This is a genomic window from Phenylobacterium sp. (assembly GCF_031181185.1).
GTDB lineage: Bacteria > Pseudomonadota > Alphaproteobacteria > Caulobacterales > Caulobacteraceae > Phenylobacterium.
This window is the reverse complement of the sequence record NZ_JAPSKZ010000127.1, coordinates 1-10,711: the sequence shown is the minus strand read 5'-3', so window position 1 is coordinate 10,711 and position 10,711 is coordinate 1. Positions and strand designations below refer to the sequence as shown.

The 10,711-nt window shown below is 69.9% G+C and carries 12 protein-coding genes and 1 pseudogene; 5 read left to right on the top strand and 8 right to left on the bottom strand.

Translation table 11 applies throughout. From position 1 onward, the window contains the following. The 4 genes and pseudogenes from RIF93_RS14695 to RIF93_RS14680 form a co-directional block, all read right to left on the bottom strand. Positions 1 to 187 (bottom strand): annotated as a pseudogene (locus tag RIF93_RS14695) (alpha/beta hydrolase); the annotation flags it as partial. Between the two features lie 14 nt (positions 188 to 201). Next, complete coding sequence (locus RIF93_RS14690) at positions 202 to 492, bottom strand: SCP2 sterol-binding domain-containing protein (RefSeq protein WP_309092198.1); 291 nt, start codon at positions 490 to 492, stop codon at positions 202 to 204. A gap of 122 nt (positions 493 to 614) precedes the next feature. Beyond that, on the bottom strand, positions 615 to 1,499 hold the full coding sequence (locus tag RIF93_RS14685; protein WP_309092197.1) for a methyltransferase: 885 nt from the start codon (positions 1,497 to 1,499) through the stop codon (positions 615 to 617). Between the two features lie 88 nt (positions 1,500 to 1,587). Beyond that, entirely contained in the window at positions 1,588 to 2,421 is an 834-nt protein-coding gene (locus RIF93_RS14680; protein ID WP_309092196.1) for a methyltransferase domain-containing protein, read from the bottom strand. A gap of 215 nt (positions 2,422 to 2,636) precedes the next feature. Here RIF93_RS14680 and RIF93_RS14675 point away from each other — a divergent pair, with 215 nt between their 5' ends. Then, entirely contained in the window at positions 2,637 to 3,089 is a 453-nt protein-coding gene (locus RIF93_RS14675) for an Hsp20 family protein (RefSeq protein ID WP_309092195.1), read from the top strand. 64 nt (positions 3,090 to 3,153) lie between these two features. Here RIF93_RS14675 and RIF93_RS14670 read toward each other — a convergent pair whose 3' ends face one another. From RIF93_RS14670 to gpmA, 4 genes are read right to left on the bottom strand one after another with little or no spacing between them, the layout of a single operon-like run. Next, entirely contained in the window at positions 3,154 to 4,350 is a 1,197-nt protein-coding gene (locus RIF93_RS14670; RefSeq protein ID WP_309092194.1) for a pentapeptide repeat-containing protein, read from the bottom strand. Between the two features lies 1 nt (position 4,351). Beyond that, entirely contained in the window at positions 4,352 to 5,617 is a 1,266-nt protein-coding gene (locus tag RIF93_RS14665) for a pentapeptide repeat-containing protein (RefSeq protein WP_309092193.1), read from the bottom strand. A 47-nt stretch (positions 5,618 to 5,664) separates the two neighbouring features. Then, positions 5,665 to 6,114, bottom strand: a complete 450-nt coding sequence (locus RIF93_RS14660; RefSeq protein ID WP_309092192.1) for a deaminase — start codon at positions 6,112 to 6,114, stop codon at positions 5,665 to 5,667. Positions 6,115 to 6,124: 10 nt separating this feature from the next. After that, positions 6,125 to 6,835, bottom strand: coding sequence for a 2,3-diphosphoglycerate-dependent phosphoglycerate mutase (gene gpmA, locus RIF93_RS14655; RefSeq protein WP_309092191.1), 711 nt, complete (start codon positions 6,833 to 6,835; stop codon positions 6,125 to 6,127). An 81-nt stretch (positions 6,836 to 6,916) separates the two neighbouring features. Between gpmA and RIF93_RS14650 the strand changes: the two genes are divergently transcribed. From RIF93_RS14650 to RIF93_RS14635, 4 genes are all read left to right on the top strand, one after another. Beyond that, entirely contained in the window at positions 6,917 to 7,162 is a 246-nt protein-coding gene (locus RIF93_RS14650) for a hypothetical protein (RefSeq protein WP_309092190.1), read from the top strand. Further along, complete coding sequence (locus RIF93_RS14645; RefSeq protein ID WP_309092189.1) at positions 7,159 to 8,124, top strand: KpsF/GutQ family sugar-phosphate isomerase; 966 nt, start codon at positions 7,159 to 7,161, stop codon at positions 8,122 to 8,124. The genes RIF93_RS14650 and RIF93_RS14645 overlap by 4 nt, the downstream gene beginning before the upstream one ends. A 90-nt stretch (positions 8,125 to 8,214) precedes the next feature. After that, a complete protein-coding gene (locus RIF93_RS14640) occupies positions 8,215 to 9,717 on the top strand; it encodes a phosphomannomutase/phosphoglucomutase (RefSeq protein WP_309092188.1) in 1,503 nt (500 codons plus the stop codon). 51 nt (positions 9,718 to 9,768) lie between these two features. Continuing rightward, positions 9,769 to 10,711: UDP-glucose/GDP-mannose dehydrogenase family protein (locus RIF93_RS14635; RefSeq protein WP_309092187.1), on the top strand; the 943-nt coding region annotated here is incomplete at its 3' end.

Below are 10,711 nucleotides of genomic sequence, written 5' to 3'. Positions count from 1 at the left end.
TCTCGAAATATTTCTCGATGGGCTCGGTCCGGCCGCCGGACAGCACCACCGAGCCGCGCGCCCGGCCCGACGGCGTGAAGAGCGCCGCACGCAGCTTCGCGCCGTCGGCGCCGATCACCCATTCGGCCGCGGCGCCGGGCGGGATCGGGTCCTCGGGGATGTCCAGAAGGGGCGGCGGCTCTGTCATTTGATAGGCGTCGCTTACACGGCCTTTGAAAACAGAGCCTGAATCTCAGGCTGTAACTTCATCGCCAGGCCCATGTCGGAAAGCTTCATGCGTCCCGTCATCATGGCGCGCATGGGATCGAGTTCGCCGCGTCCCAGCGCCGCCAGGTCGGCGCGGCTGATCCGCACCACCAGATCGGCGGGCTTGTCCTCGTTCGAGACGTCCGAGCCGGCCACGTGGATCACGCCCTCGCCCTTGAGGTCGAGCTTGACGGCGCGCGACAGCCCAGCTCCCGACGCGACTGCGTCGCGGATGCGGTCCGTCAATTCCTCAAGCGTCGCCATACGCCCCCGCGCTCTCCCGACTCACGGTTGAGCTTCGCCTTAGGCGCGAAATGTGTAAACGGGTCGTGATCGCCGTTACGTGTTTGCCGCACCCGGAGGCCGGGTCAGGCCGGCTTCACAAGCTTCAGCGTCATCCGGTCGCTCTCGCCGATGGCGTCATATTTCGAGCGGTCAAAAGCCGGGTTGGGCGGCTGGCCCAGCTCGGACGTGCGCCGCACCGGCGGCAGGGTCCAGACGCCGAAGGGATGGTCCTTGGTGTCCTTCGGGTTGGCGTTGATCTCGCTGGCGGCCTCAAGCCGGAAGCCCGCTTCCTCCGCCAGCTTGATGGCGTAGGCCTGCTCCACATAGCCGTCGCTGGCCAGCAGGTCCGGCACGCCGCCCGCATTGGCGCGGTGCTCCTCGATCCCCAGGACGCCGCCGGGCTTCAGGGCCAGGAAGGCGTCCCGGAAGGCCTTCTCCGCGATCCCGAGGGCCATCCAGTTGTGCAGGTTGCGCAGGAACAGCACGAGGTCGGCGCTGCCGGCGGGCGCGACGGGCCCGCTGGTCGGGCCGAAGGCCGTGATCTCGACCTTGCCGTACCGCTTGGGCGCCTCGGCCAGACGCCGCGCATAGGCGTCCAGCACGGCCTTGGTGGCGGTGTCCGCCGGATCGGTGATCTGCTGCTGGGCGGCGTAGAGCTTGCCCCCCGTCGCGGCCAGGAACGGCGCGACGATGTCCGTGTACCAGCCGGCCCCCGGCCAGAACTCGACGACGGTCTGGCCCGGCTTCAGACCCCAGAACTTCAGGCTCTCGACGGGGTGGCGGAACGCGTCGCGGGCGCGGTCGGCGGGCAGCCGCCACGCGCCGGCCGCGGCGCCCTCGAGGGTCGAGGGATCGGCCGGCGACTTGGCGGCGCCGGTCTTGGCCTCGCCCTTGGCGGCGGGCTTCTGCCCGCAGGCGGCGAGCGCGGCGGCGCTCGCCAGGACCGCACGACGGGAGAGAAGCATCATCGGGCGCTGCAACCTGTCTCGTCCGCCCCCCGGCAGCCGACCATCTTCCGAACTAGCGAGATCGGCTGGCCGGGTCAAAGCGCGCGGCTCAGCCGACCTTCACGAACCGCAGCGTCATACGGTCGCTTTCGCCGATGGCGTCGTACTTGGTGCGGTCGAAGTTCGGGTCGGCGGGCTGGCCGCGGCCGGCGGTTTGGCGCGTCGGCGGCAAGGTCCAGACGCCGAACGGATGGTCCTTGGTGTCCTTCGGATTGGCGTTCACGTCGGACCTCGCCTGCAGCTTGAAGCCGGCCTTCTCGACCGCCGCGATGACGGTGGCTTCCGACATGTAGCCGTCCGACCACTTGTCGGCCTCGGGCTTGGGATCCTTGCGGTGCTCTTCAACGGCGAGGATGCCGCCCGGCTTCAGAACGGCGTGGACGTCCTTCAGCACCTTGTCGAGGAACGCCGGGTTCGGCGCCCAGTTGTGGAGGTTGCGGGCGGTGATGACCATGTCGGCCGAACCTGGCGCGCCGAGCGGGCCGGAGGTCGGGCCGAAGCCCACGTAGTTGATCTTCCCGTACTTCGCCTCGTCGGCGTACTTCTTCTCGAAGTTGGCCCGGCCGGTCTTCGCGGCCTCTGAAATGTTCGGATTGTTGAGGTCGGCGGCGGTAGCGACGTAGGTCCCGCCGGTCGCCTTGGCGTAGGGCGCCAGGATCTCGGTCCAGTAGCCCGAGCCGGGGCTGATCTCGAGCACCGTCATCTTCGGCTTCAGGCCCCAGAACGTCAGCGTCTCCACCGGATGACGGTGGGCGTCGCGGGCCTTGTGGGCCTCGCTGCGCTGCGGGCCGTTGACCGCGGCCTGGAGCTGCGCGTCGGCGGCGTAGGCCGGAGCGGCAATGGCCGCGGCGACGGCGGCGGCGGCGAGGAGCGGACGGAGCATCTTGGGGAGCCTCCCTGAAGGCGTTACGTGGCCGGGAGCCTAGATGGCCAAGCTTCCGGCGCAAGCCCTTGAAGCGGATTTTCCGCCTCCTAAATCAATCCGCGGAAGGCGCTGGATGTCCGGGCCTTCCGGCCGCTGCGGACGCTCAATCGCGAGGTCCGCCGGCGCGCCAACCCCAAACGCAACCTTGCTTCGACAAGAAGGATGTGAATCGCATGCGTACGATCGACTTCTCCCCCCTCTACCGCTCCGTCGTGGGCTTCGACCGCCTGGCCTCGCTGCTCGAGACCGCGGCCACCGACGCCGCCACCGGCTATCCGCCGTACAACATCGAGCGGACCGACGAGAACGCCTACCGGATTGAGATCGCGGTGGCTGGCTTCCGTCCTGAAGAACTCAACGTCGAGGTGAAGGAGAACCTCCTCACCGTCCAGGGCCGCAAGGCCGCCAACGACGAGACCAAGCAGTACCTGCACCGCGGTCTCGCCGAGCGCAATTTCGAGCGCCGGTTCCAGCTGGCGGACTACGTGGTCGTGACCGACGCCAACCTCGCCGACGGCCTGCTCTCGATCTCGCTGAAGCGCGAGCTGCCCGAGGCGCTGAAGCCGCGCCGGATCGAGATCACGAGCGGCCAATCCAAGCTGATCGAAGGCGAAAAGGCGGCGTAAGCCTCCGAGCGCCTCTCGGCTCGAAACCAGGCGGCGCCCGCAAGGGCGTCGCCTTTTTCGTGGCCTAGCGGAGCGGGGGACGGCAACCGCGGGCGTCGACGCCTTCGAGCTGGGCGCCGGTCAGGTCCGCGCCTTCCAGATTCGCGTAGCGCAGGCGCGCGCCCGTGAGGTTCGCCGGCGTCTGCCGCCCTGGACCCAACGGCAGCGGGGTGAGGATGGCGCCTGTGAGATCCGCACGGGTCAAGTCCGCGCCGGCCAGTCGCGCGCCGCGCAGGTCGGCGCCCGCGAGGCTTGCGCCGGAAAGGTCGCAGCCTTCGAGGTTCGCGCCCTGGAAGTGGGCGCCCGAGAGGTCGAGCCCCGCCAGGCAGGCCTTCTTTGCGCTGATGGCCGTGAGCCGCAGGCCCTTCAACGCGGCGGCGGCGGGACGCAGGTCCTCGCCGTCCAGCACGGTGGGCTTGCCGTCCTTGCCGCCCGAGCGCACCCAGGCGTCGTGGGCGCGGGCCTGGCGGACCAGTTGCTCGGCGCGCACCATGGTCTGGCGGCTGGGCTGGCTCTTCACCTGACCGAGCTTGGCGCCGGCGGTGCGGGCCGCAGCGAGCGAGACGCCCGACAGATCGGCGCCTGCGAAGTCGGCGCCTTCCAGGTTCGCGCCGTTGACGAGCGCCCCGTGCAGCACCGCGCCCGTGAGGTTGGCTGCGCGCAGGATCGCGTCGGAGAGGCGCGCGCCCTTCAGCGAACAGTCGGAGAGGTCGGCGTCCACCGCGTTGACGCCGTCCAGTTGCGAGCGGTCGAGAACGGCCCCCGAAAGCGTGGCGCCGTCCAGCTGCCCCGCACGCGGCTCCTCGACGACGGCTGGAAAGCCCTTGCTGGGGTGCGGCTTGGCGACCTTGCCCTGGCGCATGTCCGCCTCGGTGAGGTCGGCGCCCATCAGGTTCGCCCCGGTCAGGCAGGCGCCGCGCAGATTGGCTCGGGTGAGGTCCGCATGGCGCAGGTCCGCGTGGCGCAGGTCGCAGCCGGAGAGGTTGGTTCCAGCGAGCCTGGCCCCGGAGAGCCGGGCTCCGTCGAACACGGAGCCTGAGAAGTCGGCGCCGGATAGGTCGCGACCGGACAGATCCAGGCCAGAGAAGTCCACGAACGGCAGCGACGCCCGCTTGCCGCCCTGGCCCGCGGCGAAGCGCGCGTGGGCGTCGAGCAACAGCGTGAGCTCGCCTTGGCTCAGGCGGCGACGACCCGTCAGGACAGGAGCTACGGCGGCGGTCACGTCAGATCACGGCATCCAGTCCCCGGGCGCCCTGGCGGGTCACGCCGGTGAAGTTGGCCTGGCGGGTCTGGGCGCCCTGGAAGTTCGCGCGGCTGACGTCGGCGTCGACCAGCAGCGCCTGGCGCAGGTCGGCGCCTGAGAGGTCTGCGTTCTTCAGTTGGGCGCCCGTCATGTTGCAGGGCAGGATCCGGTCGGCTCCCAGCAGCAACGGCCCCATCTGGGCCTCGCGCAGGTCGGCGCCCGAAAGCTTGGCGCCCACGAGCCTGGCGCCGCGGAGGTCGGCCCGGCGCAGGTTGCAGTTGCGCAGGTCGGCGCCTTCCAGGTGGGCGCCCTGCAGTTGCACGCCCTCCATGTCGAGGCCGTAGAAGACCGCGCGCTTGCCGGACAGGGCCGTGAGGTTGAAGCCCCGGATCGAACCGAGGGCGCGCAGGTCGGCGCCGTCGAAAACGCTGGGCGCGCCCTCCTCGCCGCCGGTCTCGCACCAGCGGGCGTGATCGCGGATCATGGTCTTGTAGGGCAGCCCCGTGGCCAGCTTGCCGGCCGGCTCGTCGGTGAGCACGCCGGCGAGGTTGGCGTCCATCACGTTCCAGGCGACCGTCTTGGCGCCCACCAGCACCGCGTCGCGCAGATCGGCGCCGGCGAGGTCGGCCCCGGAGAGATCGGCGCCCGACAGGTTGGCGCCCTTCATCTGCGCCTGTTTCAGGTTCGCCCGGATCAGCTTGGCGTCGCGCAGCACCGCGTCGGTGAAGTCGGCGCGAACCGCCATGACGCCGGACAGCCGCGAGCGTTCCAGGTTGGCGCCGGCGAGGATCGCACCCTGCATCTCACCGGAGGCCACAGGTTGGCCGGTCTCGAGCCTGCGGAAGCCGAACTTGCGGTCGGCGGCCGCCATCGCGCCCTCGCGCAGGTCGGCCTCGAACAGGTCGGCGCCGGTCAGGTCGGCGTTGCGCAGGCAGGCGCCACGCAGGTCGGCCCGGCGCAGCGAAGCGTCGGACAGGTTGGCGTTCTGCATGTCGGCGCCGAACAGCGTGGCGTTGTCGAGTCTCGCGCCCGCCAGCTTGCAGTCGGTGAGAATGGCGCCGGTGAAGTCGGCGTCGCACAGGTTCTTGCCGCTCAGGTCGAGACCCGTCAGGTCCCGCCAGGCGAACACGGCCCGCGCGCCGCCGGGCTTGGAGCTCCACAGCCGGTCGTGCTTGGCGCAGATGGCCTCGACCTGCGCCTGGGTCAGGCGGGCGGTGACGAGGTCTCGGGCGTGGGTGACGGGCATGCGGGCGGGTCCGGCAGAACTAACGAACGACGTTAGCGCCCCACCGATTAACGGCGACTTTCCAGAGATTTAGCCGGCGCGTAGGCGGCGTAGAGACCTTCCGCCTCGGAGCCCAGCAACCCCTGGTCGAACGCAACTCCGGATGCACGCAATCGCTCGGCGCCCCGGCCTGCGGCGAACACCGAGGGATCGGCGCAGGCCACGACCACTCTTTCCACCCCGGCGCGCGCCAGGAGCTCGCTGCAGGAGGCGGCGCCGGACGAGCGCTCGCCGCACGGCTCCAGGGTGACGTAGGCGACCGCTCCGCTGGCCTGCGCGCCAGCCTGGGCAAGGGCGAGCTCCTCGGCGTGCGGCCGGCCGCCCTCGCCGGTGACGCCCTCGCCGACCACCTCGCCCGCCTGGACGATCACGCAACCGACGGCCGGATTGTCTCCGGTGCGGCCCACTTGGGTGCGGGCGAGCGCGATGGCGCGGCGCATGAAGTCCTGATCGGTCATCCCGGTCAGCTTAGAGCGGCGGCAGCTCCGTCGCACGCGCCTCGTCGAGGTAGCGGGCTGCGGTGGGCTTCAGCGAGCCGTCCAGGTCGATGACGAGCGGATTGCCGGTGGGGATCTCCACGCCGACGATCGCGTCGTCGCCCACCCCGAACAGCAGCTTCACGATGGCCCGCAGCGAATTGCCGTGTGCGGCGACCAGCAGGGTCTCGCCGCGCTTCAGGCAGGGGGCGATGTCGCTTTCCCAGTAGGGCTCAACGCGGTCGAGGGTGGTCTTCAGGCTCTCGGTGTCGGGCAGCTTGGCGCCAGCGTAGCGCCGGTCCTTGGAGAAGTCATACTCCGAGCCGGCAGCCAGCGGCGGCGGCGGGATGTCGTAGCTGCGCCGCCAGATCTTGACCTGCTCCTCGCCGTGCTTTTCGGCCGTCTCGGCCTTGTTGAGGCCCGTCAGGCCGCCGTAATGGCGCTCGTTGAGCCGCCAGTCCTTGGTCTCGGGCACGAAGGCCTGGCCGGCGGCGTGCAGCGCCAGCCACGAGGTGCGGATGGCCCGGGTCTGGACCGAGGTGAAGCAGCGGTCGATGGCGAGGCCCGCCTGCTTGATCAGCTCGCCGCCCTTCTTGGCTTCGGCCTCGCCCTGGGGCGTCAGGTCGACGTCGACCCATCCGGTGAAGCGGTTCTCGAGGTTCCACTGGCTTTGGCCGTGACGCAGCAGGATCAGGGTGGGCAAGGCGGCCTCCGTTGTGCGGGAGGCATGCGGCTACGGCCCAAGGGTTTCGCCGTCAAGCCGGCGCGGGCTATAGAGCGGCGGATGCTCGACCGCCTCTACATGCCGCTGCTCGCCCTGGCCGCCGCCGGCGCCGTGGCGTTGGCGATGGTCTGGCCGCAGGGGCTGGGCGACCGCTCGCCCGATCCGTTCGGCCACCCGCCCGTGCAGCGTAGCCCTGAGGTGCAGGCCGCGATGAAGCGCGAGCACGAAGCCGCAATGCGCCGCACCGACCAGGCGCGTGAGGCCGTGCGCAACATCCAGAACGAGGCGCTCGCCCCCTCGCAATGAGCGCCGAAGACACCATCGCCGTCGGGCGCCGCGTGCTGGTCGCGGAGGCTCAGGCCCTCACCGCGCAGGCGCAGGCGCTGGGACCAGCGTTCGCGCAGGCCGTTGACCGGCTGTTCGCCGCCAAGGGCCGTATTGTCTGCACCGGCATGGGCAAGTCGGGCCACGTGGCGCGCAAGCTGGCCGCCACCTTCGCCTCCACGGGATCGCCGGCGTTCTTCGTGCATCCGGCCGAGGCCAGCCACGGCGACCTGGGCATGATCGGACCGGAAGACGCGATCGTGGCGCTGTCCAAGTCGGGCGAGGCGCGCGAGTTGGCAGACGTGCTGGCCTACGCCACCCGCTTCTCGATCCCGCTGATCGCGATCACCGCCAACCCGGAGAGCGCGCTGGGCCGCGCCGCCGACATCGTGCTGACCCTCGCCGACACCAGCGAGGCGACCGCCGAGGTCAATGCGCCGACGACCTCGACCACCCTGCAGATCGCGATCGGCGACGCCCTCGCCGTCGCTCTGCTGGAGCGCCGGGGCTTCCGGGCGGGCGATTTCCACGTGTTCCATCCTGGCGGGAAGCTGGGCGCGATGCTGCGCACCGTGGGCGACCTGATGCATGGCGAGGGCGAGCTGCCGCTGGTCGGCGCCGACACCCCGATGCGCCAGGCCTTGCTGGTCATGACGGAGAAGCGCTGGGGCGTCGTCGGCGTGCTCGACGGCGAGGGCCGCCTGGCCGGGGCGATCACCGACGGTGACCTGCGCCGCCACATCGACGGCCTGCTGGACCACACCGCCAGCGAGGTGATGACGCCCGGCCCGAAGAAGGTGGCGCCGCCCGGCATGCTCGCCTCGGAGGCGCTGGCCCTGATGAGCGATCCGCCGCCGTCGGTCACAGTGTTGTTCGTGGTCGAGGACGGCCGCCCCGTCGGGGTGCTGCATGTCCACGATCTGCTGCGCGCGGGCGTTATGTGACGAACCAAGCGCAGCCGTATGCGTTCGGGTGGCCTAAGGGGCCTCCCTGCAAGTAGAAGCCGAAAAGCAAAGCCGTTCGCCGGAGTTCCGATGCTGCCCGCACCTCGCGCCGACCTCGTCGCCAACACCTTCGACTATGAAATCCAGCCGCTGGTGAAGGCCACGGGCTTCCGCGAGTACGACGCGCGCTGGCTGTTCGGGCCCGAGATCAACCTGCTGGGCATTCAGGCGCTCGGCCTGGGTCTCGGTACCTACATCCACGAACTGGGCCAGAAGCGGATCGTGGTCGGCCACGACTTCCGGTCCTATTCGCTGTCGATCAAGCAGGCGCTGACCATCGGTCTGGTGGCGGCCGGCTGCGAGGTGCTGGACATCGGCCTTTCGGTCTCGCCGATGGCCTACTTCGCCCAGTTCGACCTCGACGCCCCCTGCGTGGCGATGGTCACCGCCAGCCACAACGAGAACGGCTGGACCGGCGTGAAGATGGGCGCCCAGCGCCCCCTCACCTTCGGCCCGGACGAGATGGGGCGGTTGAAGGAGATCGTGCTGAAGGGCGAGTGGAAGCAGCGGCCCGGCGGCTCGGTCGAGCATGTGTCGGGCGTGGCCGAGCGCTACATCGCCGACGTGGCCAGCCGCGCCAGCCTGAGCCGGCCGCTGAAGGTGGTCGCCGCCTGCGGCAACGGCACGGCCGGCGCCTTCGCGCCCGAGGCCCTGCGCCGGATGGGCGTGGCCACGGTGGTCGAGATGGACTGCGACCTCGACTTCACCTTCCCGAAGTACAATCCGAACCCGGAAGACAGCGTGATGCTGCACGCCATGGCTGACGCCGTGCGCAGGTACGACGCCGACGTGGCCCTGGGCTTCGACGGCGACGGCGACCGCTGCGGCGTGGTGGACGACGAGGGCGAGGAGATCTTCGCGGACAAGATCGGCCTGATGCTGGCCCGCGACCTTTCCGAGCTGCACAAGGACGCCACCTTCGTGGTGGACGTGAAGTCCACCGGCCTGTTCGCCACCGACGAGGTGCTGAAGAAGAACGGCGCCAAGACCGTCTATTGGAAGACCGGTCACAGCTACATCAAGCGCAAGACCGCCGAGCTTGGCGCGCTGGCGGGCTTCGAGAAGAGCGGCCACTTCTTCTTCAACCCGCCGATCGGGCGCGGCTACGACGACGGCCTGGTGGCGGCCGCCGCCATCCTGTCGATGCTGGACCGCAACCCGGACAAGAAGCTCTCGGACCTGAAGAAGGCCCTGCCGGTCGCCTGGACGTCGCTGACCATGAGCCCGCACTGCGCCGACGAGGAGAAGTACGGCGTCGTCGACGACGTGGTGCGCGAGTACACCGACTTCGCCAACGGCGGCGGTACGATCCTGGGCCGCAAGATCGTGGACCTGGTGACCGTCAACGGCGTCCGCGTCGCGCTGGAGGACGGCTCGTGGGTGCTGGTCCGCGCCTCGTCGAACAAGCCCGAGCTCGTGGTCGTGGTCGAGAGCACCCAGTCGGAAGACGACATGCGCCGGCTGTTCCGCGAAGAGGTGAAGCCGCGACTGGCCAAGCGCTCGCAGGTCGGGGCGTACAACCAAGAGATCTGACGTCTACGGACGTCCTCAAGTGCTGAGCGTTAGAGGTTCGGGGGACCGCGCATGAAGGTTGCGATGATCGGGACGGGCTATGTGGGCCTGGTCAGCGGGGCGTGCTTCGCCGACTTCGGCCACACGGTCACCTGCATCGACAAGGACGCCGGCAAGATCGAGCGCCTGAAGGCGGGCGGCATCCCGATCTACGAGCCCGGCCTGGACGTTCTGGTCGCCCAGAACGTGAAGGCCGGCCGTCTGTTCTTCTCGACCGAGGCGAAGGAGGCGGTGCGCGAGGCGGACGCGGTGTTCATTGCCGTGGGCACGCCGTCGCGGCGTGGCGACGGCCATGCGGACCTGTCCTACGTCTATGCGGCAGCCGAAGAGGTGGCGGGCCTGGTCGACGGCTTCACCGTGGTGGTGACCAAGTCCACGGTGCCGGTCGGCACCGGCGACGAGATCGAGGCCATCTTCAAGCGCGTGCGGCCCGACGCCGACGTGGCCGTGGTGTCGAACCCCGAGTTCCTGCGCGAGGGCGCGGCCATCGAGGACTTCAAGCGCCCCGATCGCGTCGTGGTCGGCACCGACGACGAGCGGGCCCGCGAGGTGATGCGCGAGCTCTATCGACCGCTCTATCTGAACGAGACGCCGATCCTGTTCACCGGCCGGCGGACCAGCGAGCTGATCAAGTACGCGGCCAACGCCTTCCTGGCGATGAAGATCACCTTCATCAACGAGATGGCCGACCTCTGTGAGGCGGTCGGCGCCGACGTGCAGCAGGTGGCCCGCGGCATCGGCCTGGACGGGCGGATCGGGAACAAGTTCCTGCACGCCGGGCCCGGCTATGGCGGCAGCTGCTTCCCGAAGGATACGCTCGCCCTGGTTCGCACCGCCCGCGACTACGGCGCGCCCGTCGAGCTGATCGAGACCACGGTCAAGGTGAACGACGAGCGCAAGCGCGCCATGGCCCGCAAGGTCGTCAAGGCGGTGGACGGCGAGCTGAAGGGCAAGA